At 45.7% G+C, this 22,791-nt stretch carries 18 protein-coding genes and 1 riboswitch; of the genes, 5 read left to right on the top strand and 13 right to left on the bottom strand.

Going from position 1 to position 22,791, the window contains the following annotated elements:
• Positions 1-4: 4 nt before the first annotated feature.
• The 8 genes from QVE09_RS00380 to QVE09_RS00345 form a co-directional block, all read right to left on the bottom strand.
• Positions 5-1,027, bottom strand: coding sequence for an SDR family oxidoreductase (locus tag QVE09_RS00380; RefSeq protein WP_315935161.1), 1,023 nt, complete (start codon positions 1,025-1,027; stop codon positions 5-7).
• A gap of 96 nt (positions 1,028-1,123) precedes the next feature.
• Positions 1,124-1,549: a cupredoxin domain-containing protein gene (locus QVE09_RS00375; protein WP_017688751.1), complete on the bottom strand. Its 426-nt coding sequence runs from the start codon at positions 1,547-1,549 to the stop codon at positions 1,124-1,126.
• 205 nt (positions 1,550-1,754) lie between these two features.
• The gene (locus QVE09_RS00370) at positions 1,755-2,714 is read right to left on the bottom strand and encodes an EamA family transporter (protein ID WP_315935160.1); all 960 of its coding nucleotides are present in this window, start codon (positions 2,712-2,714) and stop codon (positions 1,755-1,757) included.
• 106 nt (positions 2,715-2,820) lie between these two features.
• Positions 2,821-2,931, bottom strand: a riboswitch (purine riboswitch).
• Between the two features lie 145 nt (positions 2,932-3,076).
• Positions 3,077-5,296 (bottom strand): DEAD/DEAH box helicase, encoded by a 2,220-nt coding sequence (locus QVE09_RS00365; RefSeq protein ID WP_315935159.1) that lies wholly within the window; start codon positions 5,294-5,296, stop codon positions 3,077-3,079.
• Positions 5,293-6,636: an ATP-binding protein gene (locus QVE09_RS00360; protein ID WP_076330930.1), complete on the bottom strand. Its 1,344-nt coding sequence runs from the start codon at positions 6,634-6,636 to the stop codon at positions 5,293-5,295. Before QVE09_RS00360 ends, QVE09_RS00365 begins: the two co-directional genes overlap by 4 nt.
• Before the next feature lie 6 nt (positions 6,637-6,642).
• Positions 6,643-8,223, bottom strand: coding sequence for a TerB N-terminal domain-containing protein (locus tag QVE09_RS00355; protein ID WP_315935158.1), 1,581 nt, complete (start codon positions 8,221-8,223; stop codon positions 6,643-6,645).
• Between the two features lie 210 nt (positions 8,224-8,433).
• On the bottom strand, positions 8,434-10,974 hold the full coding sequence (locus QVE09_RS00350) for a diguanylate cyclase domain-containing protein (protein ID WP_315935157.1): 2,541 nt from the start codon (positions 10,972-10,974) through the stop codon (positions 8,434-8,436).
• A 322-nt stretch (positions 10,975-11,296) separates the two neighbouring features.
• Entirely contained in the window at positions 11,297-11,893 is a 597-nt protein-coding gene (locus QVE09_RS00345) for a biliverdin-producing heme oxygenase (protein ID WP_315935156.1), read from the bottom strand.
• 347 nt (positions 11,894-12,240) lie between these two features.
• Between QVE09_RS00345 and QVE09_RS00340 the strand changes: the two genes are divergently transcribed.
• The 4 genes from QVE09_RS00340 (at position 12,241) to QVE09_RS00325 (ending at position 15,036) form a co-directional block, all read left to right on the top strand.
• Positions 12,241-13,038 carry a Nif3-like dinuclear metal center hexameric protein gene (locus QVE09_RS00340; protein WP_315935155.1) on the top strand — a complete coding sequence of 266 codons (798 nt, stop codon included), beginning with the start codon at positions 12,241-12,243 and terminating at the stop codon, positions 13,036-13,038.
• Positions 13,039-13,375: 337 nt separating this feature from the next.
• The gene (locus QVE09_RS00335) at positions 13,376-13,801 is read left to right on the top strand and encodes a DMT family transporter (protein ID WP_017688761.1); all 426 of its coding nucleotides are present in this window, start codon (positions 13,376-13,378) and stop codon (positions 13,799-13,801) included.
• A gap of 33 nt (positions 13,802-13,834) precedes the next feature.
• Positions 13,835-14,533 (top strand): Crp/Fnr family transcriptional regulator, encoded by a 699-nt coding sequence (locus tag QVE09_RS00330; protein ID WP_315935154.1) that lies wholly within the window; start codon positions 13,835-13,837, stop codon positions 14,531-14,533.
• Positions 14,534-14,547: 14 nt separating this feature from the next.
• Entirely contained in the window at positions 14,548-15,036 is a 489-nt protein-coding gene (locus tag QVE09_RS00325; protein WP_315935153.1) for a DMT family transporter, read from the top strand.
• Between the two features lie 183 nt (positions 15,037-15,219).
• On the opposite strand, the gene QVE09_RS00320 is transcribed toward QVE09_RS00325, so the two are convergent.
• From QVE09_RS00320 to QVE09_RS00300, 5 genes are all read right to left on the bottom strand, one after another.
• Positions 15,220-16,203, bottom strand: coding sequence for a helix-turn-helix transcriptional regulator (locus QVE09_RS00320; RefSeq protein WP_315935152.1), 984 nt, complete (start codon positions 16,201-16,203; stop codon positions 15,220-15,222).
• Between the two features lie 488 nt (positions 16,204-16,691).
• Positions 16,692-17,408 carry a YebC/PmpR family DNA-binding transcriptional regulator gene (locus QVE09_RS00315; RefSeq protein ID WP_315796303.1) on the bottom strand — a complete coding sequence of 239 codons (717 nt, stop codon included), beginning with the start codon at positions 17,406-17,408 and terminating at the stop codon, positions 16,692-16,694.
• A gap of 278 nt (positions 17,409-17,686) precedes the next feature.
• Positions 17,687-19,408, bottom strand: coding sequence for an assimilatory sulfite reductase (NADPH) hemoprotein subunit (gene cysI / locus QVE09_RS00310; RefSeq protein ID WP_315935151.1), 1,722 nt, complete (start codon positions 19,406-19,408; stop codon positions 17,687-17,689).
• A 53-nt stretch (positions 19,409-19,461) separates the two neighbouring features.
• A complete protein-coding gene (locus QVE09_RS00305) occupies positions 19,462-21,297 on the bottom strand; it encodes an assimilatory sulfite reductase (NADPH) flavoprotein subunit (RefSeq protein ID WP_315935150.1) in 1,836 nt (611 codons plus the stop codon).
• Positions 21,298-21,516: 219 nt separating this feature from the next.
• Positions 21,517-21,894, bottom strand: coding sequence for a winged helix-turn-helix transcriptional regulator (locus tag QVE09_RS00300; RefSeq protein WP_315936061.1), 378 nt, complete (start codon positions 21,892-21,894; stop codon positions 21,517-21,519).
• A gap of 192 nt (positions 21,895-22,086) precedes the next feature.
• On the opposite strand from QVE09_RS00300, the gene QVE09_RS00295 reads away from it, so the two are divergent.
• Positions 22,087-22,647 carry an NAD(P)H oxidoreductase gene (locus tag QVE09_RS00295; RefSeq protein ID WP_315935149.1) on the top strand — a complete coding sequence of 187 codons (561 nt, stop codon included), beginning with the start codon at positions 22,087-22,089 and terminating at the stop codon, positions 22,645-22,647.
• Positions 22,648-22,791: the final 144 nt, after the last annotated feature.

Raw genomic sequence — 22,791 nt, 5'->3', positions numbered from 1 at the left:
CTTCTCATTTCTCATCTCTGATCTTTAATAACGCTTCGTCCAATGCGCCAACGACCTTGTCACACCATACATCAAATTCCGGATCTTCGGTCTGTAATTCAGGATGCTCCAGAATGTGTTCAATCGTACTTCGAATGCCCTGATCGGCTCTTATCGTTGCTACAAATTCCGGAACAAGCCGTTTCAACTTACTGTTGTCAAACACAACGGTATTGGCTTTGTCCCCCAGCAAACCGCCGCGAAGATCCTGGTCACTGCATGCTGCCAAGAACTCAGAGGGTACATGTACCGCATGAAGCTTAACGCCCAACACGCCGGCTATAATCTCATGAATCTGATTCCAGGTGACGGATTCGTCCGAGGTGATATGTACCGATTCACCAATGGCATGGATATTACCCATAAGCCCGATAAACCCTTTGGCAAAATCAGTATTGTGCGTAATGGTCCACAGTGAGGTACCATCTCCATGGATGATAACGGGTTTGCCTTCACGTATACGCTTGAGAACCTGCCAGCTGCCTTGAGCACCATGAACACCGAGAGGTACCGATTTGTCGCCATACGTATGGCTCGGACGCACAATGGTCACCGGGAATCCATGCTCACGATATTGTTTCATCAGATAGTCTTCACAGGCAATCTTGTTGCGAGAATACTCCCAGTATGGATTTGATAAAGGCGTCCCTTCCGTGATCCGGTAATCAGCCAGGGGAGTCTGATACGCTGATGCTGAACTTATAAATATAAATTGCTTTGTTTTATCCTTGAACAAACGGTAATCTCTCTCCAGTTGAGACGGTACAAAAGCGATAAAATCTGCCACAACATCAAATTCCAGATCAGCTATCAGTTCCGCTACACGCGGCTCGTCATTAATATCCGCTTGAAGTACGTTGACTTCCTTAGGTAAGTCATGGTTATGATTGCCGCGATTAATCAAATACAGTTCACAGCCTTGCTGTGCAAGCATCTCGGTAATGGCCGTACTGATGGTGCCTGTCCCTCCAATAAATAGCGCTTTCATTTCGCCACCTCCTGATCGATTTTACCCACTTTCTCATGATATCACGCACCAAAAAAAGGAGCAAAGCTCGGTGACCCGAAACCTTGCTCCTTCTGCTTATACGACCTTAATCGTTGCATATATCATGTACATGCCGCAATGGATCTCATATTCTCCCTTGGGCAGATCTTTGTCGACCGTATAATAATTGGGTCCCTTTTGCATGTATAGATCCATGCCAAGCTTTTGTGAACCCACTGATTTCACATGTGTCACCGACCGGGTCAGGATAAAGTTGATTTTGGTCGGTACGCCAGCTTTCACCTCGATAACGTCTGGTCCAAAACCATCGTTGCTCACGTCCACATCAATGACTTCATATCCCTTCAAATCCTCCGGAGTCTCGGCTTGTGCTGTTACTGCACTTCCCGATCCCGGGGATACGTCTTTGCCCATAAAATAAACCAAAAATGATCCAAGCAGTACAACAACGGTCAGACCCAGTGTTAACCAAGGCCATGTTTTTCCAAACCAGCTTTTCATATAAACACTCCTCATTCGATGTCCCATCAATATTCAATCAACAGACGGATGTATTCTTTAAGCATACCTGATTCGCATGACAATGAAAATGACCCCTCTGGGCTATTGCGATTGAGCAAAAATATTTCAATCAAAAAAGCCTGATTTCTCAGGCTTATCTACGGGTATTCCCGTTCATGCTTCGCAATATTCCTTTTCGTATGAATTAGGAATAGATCGGTTTACTGCGACTGCGACTTCGTTTCATACGTAATTTATACAACTCTGGCAAGGCCACACCAATGAGCACAATAATAACTCCGAACCATTGCAATCCGCTGACATGCTCATGGAGCACGATTGAGGATAACAATACTGCAATTGGAAGTTCCACTGCACCCAGGATTCCGGCCATGTCACCACCAATATGCGGAACGCCGATAGCGAACAGTACTGGTGGAATGAATGCCCCGAAGAATCCAAGCAGCAATCCAAATACAAGCAACTGGCTCCAGATCAATCCGTTAAAGAGGAATGTCGGCGGGAACAAAATGCACAGCAGGATCAATCCGCCTGTAACCATCCACGCACTGCGGAAGGCTGGATGCGCTGAAGGAACCGCTTTGCCGCTGAACAAGACAAACAGGGAATAACTTACAGCTGCCATTAGTCCAAGAGCAATACCCAGACCGTTGAACTCACCCAATCCTTGTTCCAGGAAACCTGCTGCCAGCAAGGTTCCACCAAACAGAATGATCAACGTCAGGAACGTGACTTTGTCTGGACGTTGACGTTTGCTTATCGCCTGAATCAACACGCTAATCCATGTGAACTGGAACAACAGGATAATGGCAAGTGAAGCCGGGATATAACGTAAAGACTGATAATACACAAGACCTGTAATTACCGTTGGTGTTCCGGCAGCCATCAATAACAGACGTTGTTTCCACGTCAACCGCTTGAATACCTGTGCCACGGCTCCTGATGCTTTGCCATTTGACTGTGACTTGCGTTTGGTTCTAAACCGTGTGTATAGCGCCAGCATCCAGGAAAGAAGAAAACCCGTGATTAACTGTGTTCCCACAACCTCACCAAGTTTATATCCTTCGCCGTACGCCAGAACCACAATCGTGGATAATATGCCATAGCTCATCGCTCCCGCGAGAACGGACAGATAATATTTCATTGTGAATAAACCTCCTGATGATAAGAAAAATACGCCCGCATGTTGGTTCATGCCAAGGTCACAGACACCATCTAAATGCAAAAAATCCTAACTACGAGCAAGGAATACATTGATTCCTTGGCATCGTAGTTAGGAAGTATAGGCTTCCCGTAGAGACCCTCGCCCTGTGTACACTTTCGGCCTGCGAGGTTATACGAAATGATATATGCAATTTGATGTAATTCGTGTGTGACGACTTTTCATATATTACATGGGAGGTGAGATGGTGTCAACCCTATTCCGTATAAAAGTTGAACTAAATTATTACACTGAGTCGCTTCGATTGCTGACTATTCTTCGCGCAATCTAATTACGTAAAAACGTCATGCTCGATTGGAGCCTGAAGAGTCCCACTCCAATGTTTGCTGTAATCCTTCCTTCAATCCATCCAGATCCAGCCCATCCACGGCAAAAGCCTCACGAATCAAAGGCGGCGCGACAAATTCATCATACTTGCCCAGATAAGGCGCTTCATCTTCAGCCAGTAACGCAGATGCGTCTTCAGCCGCCCGACACTCACTCATAATCTCGGCTAACAATGTTCGTTCATCGACCTTGCCGGACACCACAAAATAATATGGCTCCATGGGCACAACCGAACGCAAGGCAAGTTTCTTGGACAGATTATGCTTCATCAGGCGCTCCAATGTACGGAATGATTTACTTCCAACCCAAGGAAGAACATACATCGAATCTCCACCTGCCGGAATGACGACCTGCTTCAATAGTCCGCTTTCACGAGCTAGGCGGCGCGCCCGTTCAAGTCGATTGACGGCTTGTGGTGACAAATAGGGATAGATGGTCGAGTCGGACAACACTTCACGCATTTTCTGTACTACCGACGTATGAATATCTCCTCCCGCTCCAAGCCATAACGTATCTACCTTACCTTTTGCAGACTTCACATACACAGCCTTGTGCTTGTGATCGACTTCTTCCACTTTCCACAGTTTGCCTGCGAGCGAGAAGCAATAGCCAGGTGGGGGTACGGTTGTAATCGAACCAATCTCTTCCGAGCCGTTTAGTACTTTATGTTCCTCATCGTCCTTGAACACTGCATAGAAGCGATAATTATTCACAATTTTCTCACCGGTCAGACCGATGATCAATGTTCGATCCTCTGTCCATTGCAGATGATCTGTATCGATGAGGTAATTCAGGAATACCTGATATTGATCAGGTCTAAACAACGCAAATGGAGCCAGCGAAAGGATGGCTTCAGCAAGATCTCTCGGCTCAGCCTCTCCCATACTTTTCAACATGCTCATCGTCTGATGGTAGAGCACACCTATGGGCATTTTGCGAGCTTCCAGCGGCTCGACCCACTTCGTTTTTACATATAGTTCGATAACAGCAATCGCACGCATTAACGTCCACGGCATGCGTGCTGGTAATTGTGCTTCCTCATCCTCTTCCTCCGGACATACAAAAAGCATCTCCGATGCCATATCCTCTCGTCTCCCCGAACGTCCCAGACGCTGCACAAAGCTGGACGCACTATACGGTGCACCGAGCTGAACCACACGTTCCAGCTCGCCCAGATCGATGCCCAGTTCAAGCGTGACCGTTGCCGCAGCAACCGCGGGCCCCGATCCGGTGCGTAGGGCAGCTTCCGTTTCCTCCCTAAGCATGGCGGAGATACTTCCATGATGCACATGGAACACATCACGCTCTTGCCTGCGAGCCGCGACCCGCCGCATCTCAAGAATAGTGACTTCAGCATCCGTTCGGCTGTTGGTGAAGATCAACGCTTTTTTACGATGTGTGCTCTCATAGATGAAGTCGTAGTAGGCTTTGCGTGCGTTATGAAGCTGCTCCGCCTGCTCCTCGTCCTGCGCGTCTGGAAAAGAGAAATGTTCCACCCGCAGCCGCAACTTGCGACCACCTGGAGAAGAGACCACATCCACCCCCTGCTGCGTTCCGGCAGCAAGCCAAGATGTAGCCGCATCATAGTCACTAAGTGTAGCGGACAATCCAACTCTTCGTGGTGCACAGCCAGCCATACGCTCGATTCTGGCAAGTTCGCTGAGTACTTGAATGCCCCGATCTGCACCCATAAAGGCATGCACCTCATCTATGATGACATATCGCAAGTCATGAAACAGCGCCGGGATTGCATTTGGTCGATTCATGAGCAGACCTTCCAGCGATTCTGGCGTTATCTGGAGCACACCGGACGGATTCTTCATCAGTTTTGTTTTCTCCGCCTGAGGTACGTCCCCGTGCCAATGCCAAACCGGAATATTTCCTTCGGATAACAGATCCTTAAGACGTTCAAATTGATCATTAATCAGGGCTTTCAGAGGTCCAATGTACAAAATGCCAACCGACTTGGAAGGCCGTTCATACAGCTCGGTCAATGCAGGAAAAAAAGCCGCCTCCGTCTTGCCGGAGGCCGTTCCCGCCGCAATCAGCATATGATGCGGGGTATGAAAACAGATATTGCAGGCCTCAATCTGGGCAGGCCGAAGCGATTCCCATCTTTTTTTATATATAAATTCCTGAACAAACGGCGCCAGCCGATAGAATGGATTATCACTCATAATTCAAACTCCGCCAGGAAATCGTCCAGATCATCTGTATTTGCGGAAGCATCTGCCCCTTTACCCGTTTCCTGAGGTTTGGCAACCCGCTCGCCAAGTAATTGAGTATAAGTCACTTCAGGATTCTGGTGTAACGTATGCAGTACATCCATAAAGTCGCGTACCACTTCACGCGTGGTCAGCAATTCATCCGCACCCAGCCGGTTCACCGCCGTTTGCATAAAATCAACCAATTGTTCATCCGTCAGACTTGCACTGTATCCAAAATGCAGGGCATGAATCTGCCGCAGCTTCTGGAGCAGTATCAGAATCTCTTCATGCGATAACATCGCAAGCTTCAGAATCGGGCCTGTATAATTCGCGTACGCTTTGGTCGCATAACGTCCATCAATAAGCCTGGAGCGAAGCGCTTCATAGCTGTATAGTCCGCGTCGTTCATCCTCCACAAATTGCGGCGTACCGCCCACAAATATGCCCAGATGCTCCGCCTTGCCCTGCATCGTATCATTGAACATGGTCAGCAATTTCTCATAGTTGCTTTGACGGGAGACGCTATTTGTAATTTTATACAGATTCACCGCTTCATCAATGAACAACAACAATCCTTTATAACCAATGCGCGCTGTGAATTCAGACCACAATTTGAAGTAGTCGTACCAGTTGTCATCGTCGATAATGACGCCAACAGCCAGTTCTTTTTTCGCTTCCGTTTTGGTTGCAAATTCTCCTCGAAGCCAGCGAAGGGCCGCCTGTTTGCGATCATCATCAGCCAGCTTGTACCCATTCCAGTATGAAGCCAGTACCTTGGCAAAATCAAAACCGTGAACCAGATTCTGCATCTCCCCCGTCACCGCATAGATCTGCTTCTCTACCTCCAGCGGCAGAGCGGGATCATCCGGGCGCAAGTTCTGACTCTGCATGGTGGATTGTTGTAGCCCTGCGATCCATTTTTGCAAAATCGGCTCCAACGCTCCCCCATCCGGGCGTGTGCGTGTAGACAGACGAGTCATCAGTTCGCGATATGTCGCAAGTCCCTGCCCCTTGGTCCCCACCAATCGTCGCTCAGGTGACAGATCCGCATCTGCCACAACAAAATCCCGATCCATCGCATAATTACGAATCATCTGCAAAAGAAAGCTTTTACCGCTGCCGTAACGACCCGTAATGAGTTTAAACGCTGCGCCGCCCTCAGCGATATTGTCCATATCCCGCAAAATGGCTTCCACTTCCGGTTTCCGACCAACAGCAATCTGCTCCAGTCCAATTCGCGGGACTACACCCGCCGTCAATGAATTTACAAGTGCGGTGGTCAGCCGCTTTGGTATTTTAAGTTCTGTCACTGCGTATCACCTCTTCACATGTTCGAACACATCTATATAATCAGGAACAATCCGATCACCATCAATCAGAAGATCACCGATCGTTTCCATAGCCACATCATTAATTTCATCCAGCAGAAGCGTAGGCATCGTTCCATATTGCTCAGCCAGACGCATCAGCTCCGTATCTGGACTTGCGCCAAGTAGAACATGAATCGTTTGCACCTGCTGAGGGGAGAGTTCCTGGGCAAAGAGCAGCCATTCTTCATCCAAATCAGCCTCTGCCCCCACGTCCCATTGCAGCCCAATTGATTCTGCTGACACTCCTGTTGTAATCTCTACCACAGATGGAGCTGGCTCCATGGAATCTTCAGTTGGAGTGATCTCATCCCTTGCTTCCAGTACATCGAATGGATTACTTGTAACATTTGCGTTGTTATCTTCTTCATCCTTCACTTCAGAAGGGTGCTCATCCTCAATTGTAAGCGCCAATCGCACGTACTCACTTTCCTGCTGTAACGATGCCAGTTTCTCTGAATCAATACGAATCATCGGTTGTTCCACAGACTCCGCCTGTTCGATCGCATATGTTTTGTCCAGGTACCGTTCAATCAGATTTGCAAGTTCGGGTTCAAGAGTCTGTCCTCGCAATCGGCCTCTGAATCCGAGCAGTTCACGAAGTTTATTTTCAGTACATCGATAGATCCGCGTGACCATCTGCACAAATTCAACCTGTTCACCTATGGGCATATATCTGAACGATACCGATCTTCCATAGATCGAATCATCATAGACTGCTTTGCGAAACAGGATGCGCTCCATTGTGCGTTCATCGTTAGGATCACACTCAGACAACAGTCCAACTAGTCGCGTACGTTCCAGGTACGAATCAACCAAGGCCATAACCCGCGGGATGTACTGCTCCATCACTTCTTTGCCGCCATCTCTATAAAATTTACTGAGTGTAATATCGTAATCATAGTATCTTTGCAGCATATTCAGCGAGATATCCGATACATTATCCTGTAAAATACGTTGCAGTTCCCTATCCAGCATCTCTGCTGGCAGGTATCCGCCCGAAAGGCCCATGACCTCGGATAAGGACATCTCCATCTGATGGACCAGTACATAATCGACCATCCACTCTTGCATATATATATTTAATTGGGGCAGCCGTTCACGGTAGTTCACCCATAGCTGCTTTAATTGATCATAACCATCCTGAGCATTCTGCCAGCCAATGCCGTTAATCAACTCATATATATGAACAAATAGATAGGACAGATCAGTATCCGGGTATCTCCCCTGACGAACTTCCTTTCTCCAATACAAATACCACTTGCGTTGGGCTTCGTTCATCACGCCATACGTTGGCCAGTAACTCATGAAGGGAACCCACGGGGCTACATCTCCTTCCATCTCTGACCACTGCTTTGCTTCCTCTACAAAACGTTTCTCCGAGGACAATATGACTCCACGATGCTGCATCGTATGATGTGCAGATTGCTGCACAATGGTTGAACGATCAGGAACCGGAACCGATGCTGTTTCAGGTTCTTCGCTCAGATCTATCTCCATAAATTCCAATTGTCTTGAGTTGTCTTTCATAGAACGTTATCTCACCCTCCTTCAAGACAGAATACGAACAAGTGTATCCATAGGGATCATTATATCACTTGTCCTGTGTCTGCGGTGGCGAAATTTAGACATTCTTGGACACAAAAAAGAAGGCATTTCTGCCCTCTTTTTCATCATGTCTATTTAACTTTTTTCAAATAATGATTGTATCGTTTCAAATCGAACGTTGCACAGGCGTAATCACACGACAATTGCGCGATTTTTCCCTTCACTCTTGGCTTGTACCAACGCACGACTGGCTTTTTCAATTAGATCGGATACACTTGTCTGCTCATCAGGCACCAAAACTGCCCCACCCACACTGACCGTTACCACGCCACTTGGACCCGATGATTCCCTTTGAATCTGTAAAGCCAACACATGTTGTCTAATCTCTTCCGCAAGCTGTGCTGAATGTTCAGAAGTTGTGCTCTTCATTTTCAACATGAATGTACCTCCGCGAAGACGGGATATTAGTGCGTTGTGCTGCTCACTGACCACGGTAAGTACCTCACCGATCCATTGCAGACACAGATCGCCTCCCTGAAGTCCGTATGCCGCGTTATATGAACGGAAATCATCAATATCTATAATGAGCAGTCCCAGACTGCATATCTCCTTTAAACAGTCATCCCAGTCATCCTGAAGCTGAGATTTGAACACCGTCTGAATCGGCATATCTATTAACGGATCTGTGTTCAGATAATTTTGCAGCTGGCTCGTCGTTTCGGTGTAAAAATCTTGTTCATGGTGAGACGCTCCGCTGTGAAGTAGGACCATCACAGAAGGTTTCCCTGCATGCGTAACAGCAGCGAGTGTAACTTCAAGCAACAGTGAGGTACCTGCCGCTGTAGTGAAATAAGACTGGCTGGTAATCAAACTTGTGTGATTAAGCTTTAATTCCTCAAAATTTTGCTGCAAGGTGACTCTCGTATTGTCAGGTATAAATTCTCTGAAATCCTTGCCCATCAGGTTTTTGGAACTCTCGAACCCGAGCAGCTCAGCAGCCTTTGTATTACAGTAGATAATCTGACCGTCAGTCAGAGTAAAGAATGCCACGGGCGAGTAATCCATTAACTGCAAATAACGCTGTTCATTTTGTCGCAAAATACGAGCGTTCTGCAGTGCCTGTTCTTCGGCCTGAACCAACTGGTTTTCTGTCTGCCGACGTACAATGGTTTTGAGTAAAGGTAACACGCTCAGCTCTTTGGATGTCCATGGATACGAAGTTGATTTTACAACCTCACGCCATTTCTCGAATGATTTACGAGGGGACAACCGCATGCCGTCATCCGTCTTGAGCACCGCTTTGGCTGGGTCACCCGCCCAATCAACAACTTGGACAACCTCAGGTCGGAACCAGATCATGTAGTTATGCTGTCCCGGCGAAATGGCAACATAAATAACCCCGGAAGCTTTATCCTGATAAGCTTTGGATGTTTCATACTCTAAACTCAGTTTCGACGTGTAATAACTATAATCCTCGGACTTTCCTGCAAGCCAACCTGCCAGTTCACGAACCTGGCCGCTGTTTGGTGTTTCACCATATAACAATAACTTGTCCTGATAACAGATTGCTGCTCCGGCAGCACCCATCAGATTTAACACCGTCTCTTCTTCTCCCTGTAATTCCTCAAGTACTCGGGCAGGACTGGTGTTTCCGATAAAAATGTTGGCAATTCGTGAAGCAGCTTCACGTGATTGAATCTCTGCTTGATAATCATCGAGTTGCTGACGCTGGAACAATTCATTCGAGAAGAACGCCCCCAGGAAATTGCACAGATTCCGTACGCGATGGGGTACATATCTGGCCTTATAATGATGGCATGTAATGAGTCCCCACAGCTGATTGTTATGAATGAGCGAGATCGTTACAGTCGCACCTACACCCATATTATGCAAATATTCGATATGAAGAGGAGATACGCTACGCAGGACCGAAAGACTCAAATTTAGCGGTTTGCCAGTAAGCGGTTGAAGCATAGGCACAATCTCGACGGGTTTATAATTGACATTCACAATGGTTCGCAGCCAATTGCGAAGATACAATTCCCGAGCCTGTTTTGGAATATCCGAAGCCGGATAGTGATGTCCAAGGAATGGTTCGAGTTCTTGTTCACGCGCCTCAGCAATAACTTTACCATTCCATTGCTCGTCAAACTCATAGATCATCACTCGGTCATAACCGAGCATTTCCTTCACCTGTTCAGCCGCAATCTGACTTGCTTCCACGCGACTGTCTGTGCTTTTCATCCGACCGAAGAATCGGGATATCCACTCAAAGTCGGTAGTCTCCATGTTCTCTTTTTCATAAAAAGGCTCAATCTCGAGAATGAGCAGCCCTTCACTTTCATGAAGAACAGAGGAGAAGACCCGGTCCTCACCGGATACCTTAATGGTCAGGTCCATGTAATGCAAATCAGAGGTTACATCTGCATTGAAGCTGCTAGCCAACAGTTTGCGTACATCTTCCTCGCCAATCAGATTTTCCAAAGACATGCCCAAAACGTCCTCATAGGCAATACCCAGATGGTCCTCCGTATTTTGGCTACATTGAACAATAGTTGGCGTAAGACTGGTATTGATGGCCAAAAGAACACCATGAGGTTGAATAAAACCGGGGATATGAATTGGTTCTTTATCACAGTTATTCAAATCTATCGGATCAGTTGTGTATGTTCCCTGATGAAGCAATGTGCGGTTCAACAAATTTTGTTCTTTCTTGGACTTCGGTTCGGCCATGGCCAGGAAAATCCCCTCTCATGATGTTATATAAGTTGAATTAATGATTATTTACACGATACTACGATGACAGAATAACCTTCCAATCGCTGTTACCCCAGATTTTCTCGATTCCCTTTTCTAAGAAAGGGAAAAATCCGGTTATACGCGTATGCTTACGATGTAGCTTTCTTGCAGAAAGCTTTAGGCGAACGCTTCGCTTTTCCAGCTTTTTTCTGTCCTCTCCGTTAGGTGTAAATGATTAAATCAACTTATATAGATACCTTTAAAAATAATGAAAAAAAGTCCGCCCTACAGGCGTTCGGGTTGATGAAAAGGGACGTTACTTGTCCGTATTAATCCACTGGTCCAGTAGTCGGAATGTCTCTGAGGCACTGTGTACCATGTTGTCATGATCTTCTGGCGTGCTTATGGACTGCTGCAGCAAATCCGTAAACTCGCTCCATCTTGTTCTTGTCTCTGAGCCGTAGGCGTTGAAATATTCCAATCCGCGATCAGCTTCAATGGGCAGGAACTGCGACAATCGTTTGGTCATAATCTGTCCACCGTTCGTGGACCCCTCAATTACATACAGATATCCGAACAAACGGGCAGGTGTTGAAATATCCGGCAGTTCTTCACATAGCGGAAGTTGAGTGATCTCTTCTTCACTGGCACCCAGATTTCGTAAATCTTTTTCCAAGAGTCCAGCCTTGCCTCTAATCTCAATATCCAGTCCCGTACTTCCCCAGAAAGGCTGCTGCACAGCCTGATCCTCCAGCGGTTTCAGGAATCCATAAAATTTCTCTAAATACGTTCTATATTCTTCTATAGTCACAGTTTGATTCATAATGGCTTTTGCATAAGGGTTCTGTTCTACTTGTCTGTGATAATGAGCTGTCTCGCTCTTCAGACGTTCCATAATAGTTGTTGCTGTCATCGTAGTTATCCCCTTTCACAATCTGTTCTGTTGTTGCAAATGAATGCTGATCCTCAACTGATTCTCAGTATATTGAAATAGAAACTGCTTTCCTTGCACTCAGCTCCATTTAATACAAGCAAAGACTCTATGTAAGTATACTTATTCTTGTTTGAGAAAACTATATGAATCCAACATCCGCATACAGCCAATACATTCCCCCGTTGTTATCTTAACTGACTGTAATCTGTATGTTTTAGTATTAACCGAAAACAATAAAAATGACCCCTATAATCTGGAAGGCAGTAGATTTCAGATGTCAACATGGTACACTAACGTTATATCCTGTCATTGGAGGAATGCATTCTATGGATCTTACAGTTCAAGACGTTGTACTTCATCTCACAGATAACATTGAATTGCCGGAAAACACGGTAGATCAGCTCATTACGGGCTCACTTGATCGTAAGGTCACAGGGATTATCATTGCTTTTATGCCCACACATTATGTTATTGAACAAGCCATTCAGCAAGGTGCGAACTTGATCATTGCGCATGAATCTCCGTTTTACAACCATCACAGTCATACGGATTGGCTTGCAAATGATTCGGTTTATGTGGACAAAAGAAAGTTGATTGACCATGCAGGCATTTCCATCTATCGATGTCATGATATCATCCACCGATTCCAACCGGATGGCATTACCGAAGGACTGATTCAGGCCTTGGGGTGGTCCTCTTATGTGGAGCAACAACTACCGGAAGCAGACATCCTTTGTTTTCCGGGAGGAAGCACCGCCCAAGCTATTGCTCACCATATGAAAAGTTCCCTGGGCATCGATTATGTACGCGTTGCAGGCAATGCGGAAATAATCTGTAGACGCGCAGCGGTACTGGTAGGTTTTCGTGGCAATGGACATGTGACGATTCCCTTGATTCAGAACGAGCAATTGGACCTCATCATTGCTGGAGAAGGATTCGAATGGGAGACACCGGAATATATCCGTGATGCCGTGCAACAAGGCAAGTCCAAGGCACTAATCATGATGGGACATGCTGAGAGTGAGGCCCCGGGAATGAAGCTATTAGCAGACAGGTTGGCAGAACGTTTTCCCGAATTGTCTGTTCGTTTTGTAGGCGAGAAGCCTTTATACACTGTGATCTAATGATATGAATTTGATGTGTACGGAGAGGATCTAGCTGATTGGTTCTAATCTCATTGCCCAGCGTACCCCGGAGCTTGTGTACTTTCAACGCTTCGGGGTCGAGTCGGCAGACTCTCTTTTCATTTCTTGGATAGTTTCTTGGATAGCTAGATTATGATGAAAAATGAGTACTGAGCATATATGCCACGCATCTCTTCATACCCCATCTGGATTTTCGGGGTTCTTTATTGTACTCTAAATGCTGTGACTTCAAAGGTCAGGACATTTGTCCTTGGCGTTCAGAGTCAAATTATCATTTAATAATAGAAGTCGAAGTGATTTAATAAGGAGCGTACATATGAGAGGAATTATTTTTGCATTACTGGGCGGCGCGTGTATCACACTCCAAGGGGTTGCCAATACTCGGATTAGCACCGACATGGGCACATGGCAGGCCGCTACGATTACACAACTGACAGGATTCATATTAGCGGCGCTGATCCTAATGTTTGTTAGAGACACCAACCTTCAAGGACTCAAACAAGTAAAACCCATGTACCTGGCTGGAGGTGCTTTTGGCGCCGTCATTATTTTCAGCGAAGTGACGGCAATTCAGCAAATTGGGGTTACGTTTACGATCTCTGCTCTGTTGATTGCTCAGCTGTTCCTAACCTTTCTGGTGGATAGTAACGGATGGTTCGGCGTTGTGAAACAAAAGATGAAACTGCCTCAATTCCTGGGCATTGCCTTGATGATTACAGGCGTCATCATTATGAAACTGTAGCTTTCTAGAATATAGTCGGGGGTGAACAACAGCGTGCAAGAGATCCATAACGAGCAACAATTAGTGCAGTATCTGAAGCAATATCAACTCGAAACAGTATTTCACGAGCCCCTGCGTACACATATGACGTTATGCCACTTCGAGAAGTGTGAACTGATTTGTCGTGAAGGGGAGGCTTCCGAATATTTATACGTGTTGGTCGAGGGTAAAATCAAGATTTTTACCACCTCCGCTCAGGACAAAACGCTCGTGCTTTGCTTCAAGACACCGCTTGAAGTCGTCGGTGACATAGAGTATGTCCGTGAAAGCGATATTGTTAATACGGTTCAGGCCGTGTCACCTGTGGTGATGCTTCGTATTCATTATCAATGGCTCGCTGAGCTTGCCAGCGATTATGCACCTTTACTTAAATTTTTGCTCAAAATCATCTCACACAAATTCTACATTGACTCGAACTTTTCCAATTTCAACCTGATGTACCCGGTGGAGGTTCGTCTAGCCAGCTACCTGCTCTCCATCTCGACAGAAGAAGCCGGCAGTATCGTTCACGAAGAGCTGGACGCGTTCAATCTGACCGACATCGCGAATCTGATCGGCACCAGTTACCGACACCTGAACCGGGTCATCCAGAAGCTCTGTGCAGACGGGTTAATTGAACGACATCAGGGATTGATTATGATCAAGGACCGGGCGGGTATACGTGAAATAGCAGGTCACAACATTTATGAATAAGGAGTTCGACAACCATGTTAATCACAGGTATTTCGCTTGCACTACTGGCAGGTGCACTTGTCAGTCTGCAAACGATTTTTAATAGCAAAGTTAATGAACGCACCGGCTCATGGTCTACAACAACGATGGTTCTTTTCACCGGATTCATTGCTTCATTCCTCATCTCTCTGCTAGTGGAGGGCAAGAATACATTCAGCTTCCAGCATATGCAACCCTGGTACTGGCTCAGTGGAGCCATCGGCGTTGGCGTGGTCTTCTGTCTCGTGCAAGGCATGAAGCTGCTTGGTCCCACGTATGCCATCTCTATCGTGCTAACATCCCAATTGAGTTTTGCACTCCTATTTGATTCCATGGGATGGCTAGGTCTGGAGCAAATTCCGTTTTCGTGGAATCAACTGTTCGGTGTACTTGTCATTGTTGGAGGAATTGTGTTATTCAAGTTCGGTGGTGGGAAATCGGAAAAATCAGAGCAGTCCCCTGGCACGTTGCAGTCTGACTCGTAAACGAACAAAAAAGAGTGTCTGACCAATCCCACAGATTGGTCAGACACTCTTTTCATGCAATCAAACCACGTATCGCCTCGTTCTCTTATACGAACTCTACGTTATGGTAGACCTGCTGAACATCTCAAGTCTCCCATATCGGCCCAAGCGTCCTCCCAAAAGATAAAGAAGTCACGAAAGCTTTTACTTCACTCCAGAAACCTGTGTTTTTACTGGTCTGATATACTTTAAAAACCGCTCCGGATCATGATAACAATAAATGATTCTACCAGGGGAAGTATCAAAGCAGTAACTGGTATTTTCAAAATCAAAAGTTGCCATTGCCTTCTCCACCTTTTCCTCTACACTACGATTTTCCTGCTCATAATCAAATGGCCCATGTTCGAAAACAATATATTCAGCTTCGGGAACATCAATCATAAGCATTTGTGGCGGTACTTCACCTTTATAATCCAAAGGAAGACGTATCCCATAACACTCTGTACGTAGAATACCCCAATCGCATAATCTACCGTCAGGGTCATTTATATATGCCATAATCTGACCACCGCCGCTGTTAGCTTCGCTCCCACCATCGTCATCCAATTTGCCCTTAAAACTATCAAGTAATCCGCAAATTGTATGGCAGTCCTGTCCCGGAATAAGACTTTGTTTTTGCCAAAAATCCCAATAACCATTACTCTCATCGTTTTTAATGTGCAAAAATTTGTGTGCGAGAATAGTTACAAAATAAATTTTAATATCATCGGTAGACTTTAACATACCAATCTCTCCTAATCCTAAAAAGTAGCGGTCAAAAGAGTTTATTTTTGTACGAAGAACGACCGGCTTAGGCGCTTTTCGGTATTCACTTGGCGTTACACCATATGTTCCTTTAAAAGCTCTGGTAAAAGCTTCATGTGATGAAAAACCATAATTAAAAGCAATATCCAACATGCTTCTTTCACTATCTCGAACCTCTTTTAGTGCAAAAGCTAATTTTCTATGCCGTAAATAATCCCTAAATTGCATACCCGCTATTTCTTTGAATTTTCTCGTTGTATAAAACTCGGAATAACCCAGCCTGCGAGAAAGAAAGCGCAGTGTCAAAGCTTCATTACTATCATTTTTAATACATTTATCAATTTCATCAACGATGATTTGAATTTGTTTCTGCCACTCGTACATTACTCTGTTCACCTCTTTTCAACTGCTCTACATTTAGTATAAAGATATGGAGAGATTACTATTTGATTTTACTTGCTGTTATTTTATTTTTTCTTATAAGAAAAAGGCGAAAATCGAACCTGTCCTTTGAGATAAAAGTTTCAACGACTTCTTCTTTGACTCCCTACAGATTAGACTGCAAACAACCTATCCCAATCTTATGCTCTATTGTTAGTTCTATATCCTTTTATAGTGCGGATAATATAGTTATTGATCTCCTAATCAAAAAAACTCACTCCTTATATGGATATTTCCATACAAAAAGTGAGTTTAGATACTGCCCTTAGACATCTTAGATAAGAAAACGTACATCATCATAGGAATCAACAAGAACTAACACGTATACCCTCGCTGAGTGATGAAATTGATGAATTCTTAACATTTTCCCTAATCCAACAGGGCTACAAAAGCTCCAAAAGACCAATCACACCACGTATCGCCTCGTTCTCTTACACGAACTCTACGTTATGGTAGACCTGCTGAACATCTTCAAGGTCTTCAAGCGCATCGATCAGTTTTTCGAACTGAGCTTGTGCATCCTCTGGAAGTTCAATATGGTTTTGCGCAAGCATGGTCAGCTCGGCTACTGTGAACTCGGTAACACCGGCAGCTTTGAATGCTTCCTGTACAGCGTGGAATTGATCCGGTTCTGCATATACAATTACAGCATCGTCTTCGTCCACGATATCACGTACATCCACGTCTGCTTCAAGCAAAAGTTCAAGTACTTCTTCGGAATTCTTGCCTTCTATACCGATAACCGCTGTAGGATCAAACATGTAAGCAACAGAACCACTGACACCCATGTTACCCGCATTTTTGTTAAACGCAGAGCGCACTTCCGGCGCAGTACGATTTACATTGTTGGTGAGTGCATCAACGATGACCATCGCACCATTCGGCCCGAAGCCTTCATAACGCAGCTCTTCATAGTTCTCATCCCCGCTGCCTTTAGCTTTTTCCATCGCACGATCAATAATGGCTTTGGGTACATTATACGTTTTGGCACGTTCCAGCACGACTTTCAGTGCACGGTTCGCTTCCGGGTCCGGTTCGCCCTTCTTGGCAGCTACATAGATCTCAACGCCGAATTTAGCGTAGACCCGGCTCGTGTTTGCATCTTTTGAAGCTTTCTTTTCCTTGATATTATTCCACTTACGACCCATATCGTTTCCGCTCACTTTCAACATGTAATCTGCTTTCTACTATGCCATTATATCTTGTTGAGCGTACTTCAACAAGTTAATATACACGAAATAATGGGAATAACTGCGGTGATTATCCATCTCCATTTGAAGATTAGCCTCAGTTTATACTCTCATAAATCTCTCAGCAGCAACTAACGTTACCTCTATTCACTCCATATATAGCAGACAAGAAGCACCCCATAAAGGAATGCTTCCGCCCTAAATCAGTCCTAATTCCAGTTCATCTTACCCTGTCATTAGGCGTGAAATTGTCGACCATCCAACACTTCAGGAACATAACCCGCACGAATGACAAAGTCTCCGAAATGTTCACCTTCATTACGCTCTTTGGCATACTGGTTCACCATTGGAGTCAACGTGTCCAGAATCTCGGTTTCGCCAATGTTTTCTTTGTACAGCTTATTCAAGCGATGTCCGGTGAAGCTGCCACCGAGATACATATTGTATTTCCCTGGTGCTTTACCTATAAATGAAATCTCCGCCAGCATCGGTCTTGCGCATCCGTTCGGGCAGCCGGTCATCCGAATAACAATCTCTTCGTCTCTCAGCCCAGCCTCGTCCAGTACAGGCTCCAGTTTGTCGATCAGAGACGGCAAGTAACGTTCTGACTCAGCCATCGCGAGACCGCAAGTCGGAAGCGCAACACAAGCCATGGAACTTCTGCGCAGCGCAGAGTAATGTGCTCCATCGGTCAGATTGTATTGCTGAATCAGCGCTTCAATCTTTTTCTTCTTCTGACTGCTAATATTACCGATGATCAGATTCTGGTTCGCAGTCAGACGGAAATCACCCGTATGCACTTTGGCAATTTCACGTAAACCCGTCATGAGAGGATATCCATCAACATCCTTTACACGACCATTCTGAATGAACAGCGTGTAGTGCCATCTGCCATTATTACCTTTTACCCAACCATATCGATCTCCGTTAGTCTCAAAATGATACGGACGTGCCGCATCCAGTTTCCATCCCAGACGGCTGGTCAACTCTTCGACAAACCACTCCACACCACGGTCATCCAGCGTATATTTGAAACGAGCATGTTTACGAACTGCACGATCTCCATAATCACGCTGAATCATAACTGTTTTCTCTGCCACATCAATCATTTGCTCCGGAGTACAGAAACCAATGACTTTGGACACCTGAGGATAGGTTTTGGCGTCACCATGAGACATCCCCATACCGCCGCCTACGGAAACGTTGAAGCCTTGCAGCTTGCCGTTCTCCACAATAGCAATAAAACCAAGATCCTGTGAATAGACATCCACATCATTGGATGGTGGTACAGCAATACCGATCTTGAACTTCCGTGGCAAATACACTTTGCCATAGATTGGTTCAACTTCTTCGTCCGAGTCCTGGGAATCAATCACTTTCTCTCCGTCCAGCCACAGCTCATGATAAGCCCGGGTGCGAGGGTCCAAATGATTGCTCACCTGACATGCCCACTCGTACACTTCAGCATGCACATCGGATTGATTCGGATTCGGGTTACACATCACGTTACGGTTTACGTCACCACATGCAGCCAGTGTGCTTAACAACGAATCGTTTACTTCACGAATGGTGTTCTTAAGATCCCACTTCAGTACGCCATGCAGTTGGAAAGACTGACGTGTGGTCAGACGAATCGTCTCATTCGCATATTTATGCGCCACTCTGTCCATCATCAACCACTGCTCCGGGGTTACAATCCCACCGGACGCACGTACACGCAACATGAATTGGTAAGCAGGCTCCAGCTTGGATTTGTGACGCTCATTACGCAGGTCGCGGTCATCCTGCATATAACTGCCGTGGTGTTTCATCAGACGGTTGTCGTCCTCTGGAATTGCACCCGTGATGCGATCAGCCAACGTTTCGGTTAGACTTCCGCGCAAGTAATCACTTTTGATCTTTATATCTTCCACATCACTATTCGTGCGCTGTGGGTTAAGTAAGTTATTATAAACCATGCTGCTTTCTCCTCTCGTCTCTGCGGGATGGTACAATCCGGCTGGGCCGGTAATTAATAGACGTCCCGCTGATAACGTTTCTCCTGCTGTAACCGTGTCAGATATTCCGATGCCTGCTCAGGCGATAAACCGCCTTCTTGTTCAAGAATCGTGGTGAGCGCAGCATGCACATCATGTGCCATTTTTTTCTCGTCACCACAGATATATACGCTTGCACCTTCCTGAAGCCACTGGTACAACTCTTTGCTGTGTTCCAACATGCGATGTTGTACATACACTTTCTGTTCCGTATCACGTGAGAAGGCCACATCCATCTTAGTGAGTACACCATCTTTGAGCCAACGCTGCCATTCCGTCTGGTACAAGAAGTCAGTGGCGAAATGCTGATCTCCATAGAACAGCCATGTCTTGCCCTCTGCTCCTGTTTCTTCACGCTCACCAAGGAAAGATCTGAACGGCGCTACACCTGTACCTGGGCCAACCATGATGATCGGTGTATCCGGGTTCTCAGGCAGTTTGAAATTCGGGTTATGCTGTATATATACAGGCAGGGTGTCGCCAACTTCGATTCGTTCAGCCAGATGTACCGAGCATACACCGTAACGTTCTCTGCCACGCGCTTCATAACGTACCGAGCGAACGGTAAGATGAACTTCATCCGGGAAAGACTTCGAACTACTCGCTATGGAGTACAGACGTGCCGGAATTTTGCGAAGAGCAGCTACGAATTCTCCAGCAGGAATCCCTTTCAGATTATAATCCTGAACCAGATCCAGCAGATCACAGCTATTCATGACCGTGCGGAATTCGGAATCATCTGCGAGTAACGCTGTCAGGCCACTCCCAGGATTCAGTTTCGCAAGTTGTTCCACGACCGGTTTCGTCACCGCTGTAATTTCAAAATAACGCAGCAACGCTTCGTGCACAGATGCCTGATCGCCGTTTTTATTCACGGTCACGCGTTCATCGGCATTCCATTCCATGGCTGCAATCAATTCCTCCACAAGGCGCGGATGATTCTCAGGGAATACCCCGAGGCTGTCACCGGGCTCGTAGTCCAGGCTGGAGCCTTCCAAAGACAACTCAATGTGGCGTGTTTCACGGTCCGATCCTCTGCCATTCAGATTGAGATTCTCCAACACTTCAGCCTTGAATGGATTCGTGCGATCATATTCGGATTCCCCGCCGCTCACCGCAGCTGTAACAGCCTCAGTGGTTACCGTACTCGTAGCAGCAGATGTACTGCTTAAGGATGCCAGTACTTCATTCATCCACTCCGCAGCTGCTTCATCAAAATCAACATCACAGTCCACGCGCGGTACAAGGGCTGTACCACCCAATTCCTGCAATCGTTTATCGAAGTCCTTACCTGTCTGACAAAAGAACTCATAGGAGGTATCTCCCAGAGCCAACACCGAGTAACGAAGTTTTTCAAGCTTCGGAGCACGTTTGCTGTTCAGGAATTCATGCAGCGGTATTGCATTATCCGGTGGTTCGCCTTCGCCATGCGTACTGACGATGATGAGGAGATTTTCAATTTTCTTGAGTCCGTTCGGTTTGAAATCTCCCATCGATGACAACGTTACCTGAAGACCTTGCTCTTCAAGTTTCTTGGCCAGCTTCTTCGATAGGCCACTGGAATTCCCGGTTTGTGAACCGAAGAGCACGGTAACTTCCCGGGATACTGGCGGAGCACTGACAGGTGCAATACCTGTAGTGGGTGCAGCCTGTACCAGGTTAGCTGGAGCCGCTATTGTCGCGCTTGCCTGGATTGCTGCAATATATCCGCTCAACCAAGTCCGTTGTCCATCGGTCAATGTAGGAATAAGACGATTAAGCAGTTCAACTTGTTCTTGATTAAAAGGGCTGTTTGTCACTTGAAGTTCCACTGTTTGCCACCTCGCGCATTGCTTCGATTTTAATTCCGACTAAAATCATCACATTAATTTAATTTCTTCTCTCTAAAACCTAACACACCGGGTGTTAAGGGTCAATTTCAATGATTTTATAGCATTTATCAGTTTCGCTGATAAAGGACAAAAAACAACAAAAACCCTCCTTTTCAAATCAAGGACGGTTTTTGTTTTATTTTTAATTTGACGGTCAGTTCAAGTAGAAGTTGAAAGTGGAGTATAGTCACTAAAATGATTTCCCAGCACTCTGCTTTTATCTCCGTATACTTTGTCCAAGTGATTTTCTCCCCACAGACATATGCGGTCAATGATTTCCTGTAGTGTCAAGCCGTACTCTGTCATCTCATACTCTACCTTGGGCGGAATCTGGGGATGAATGATCCGATGGATGATTTCATTCTTTTCCAGTTCACGCAGCTGCTGGGTTAATACCTTCTGGGTAATACCAGGAATGGCTCTGCGAAGTTCGCTTGTTCGTTTTTTACCTGATATCAGCTGGTGCAGAATAAGAATCCTCCATTTTCCACCGACCAGTTCCAGCATGGCCTGCACACCACTCTCATATTTTTTCATTTCTTGTTCCACTTGTACTCCCCCATAATTCACATATATGTATACCCGTTATTAAAAGTAACCGAAGAACCCCAAGGTATCTACAGCACTCTCAGGTGCGTACTTCTCAATAAGATGTCATCAAACTTATAATAACATTGGTCAGAATGTTTAACCAAAAAAAATTAAAGAAAAAAGGATGGTTACTCCTACATGAAAGTTAAACTGGTCGTTACTCACCCAAGACAGGATTCCCTAACATTTGCTGTGATGAATCGTTTTATAGAAGGTATGCAGGAGAATTCCCATGAAATCGATATCCTCGATCTTTATCATGACGGATTCGATCCCCTATATCGTGTAGAAGATGAGCGAGACTGGCAAAATCCCGACAAACAGCATGCTCCTGTGATTCGCAAAGAGCTGGATCGTGTGCTTGCAGCTGATGCCATTGTATTTATTTTCCCGGTATGGTGGTACAACGTTCCCTCCATGCTCAAAGCTTATCTCGACAAGGTATGGAACATGGGGCTGCTCAACAAGGCAAACTCCAAAAAGGCACTGTGGATTGCACTAGCTGGGGGGACGGAGGCTTCATTCCATAAATACGACTATTACAACATGATTTCGAATTATCTGAATAACGGGATCGCGGGTTATGCAAGAATGCAGGAATCCCGAGTCGAATTCCTCTATGAAACCATTTCAGAATCCAAAGAACATATCGAAGACCTGCTTGAGCAAGCATATCAAATCGGCAAACATTACAATTAACAATTCGCAGATATTACAGATAACAACTGAAAAACGATAGGAGGTTACTCGTTCGTTGAGTAACTGACTTTTCGCCCATGACGGGCGTACAATCAAGAAGGCTTACTCCAACCTGGGTTCCAGGTCAAAGTAAGCCTTCTTTTT

Origin of the sequence: Paenibacillus sp. ClWae2A (genome assembly GCF_032452295.1) — a bacterium.
GTDB lineage: Bacteria > Bacillota > Bacilli > Paenibacillales > Paenibacillaceae > Paenibacillus.
This window is presented reverse-complemented; position numbering and strand designations above follow the sequence as displayed.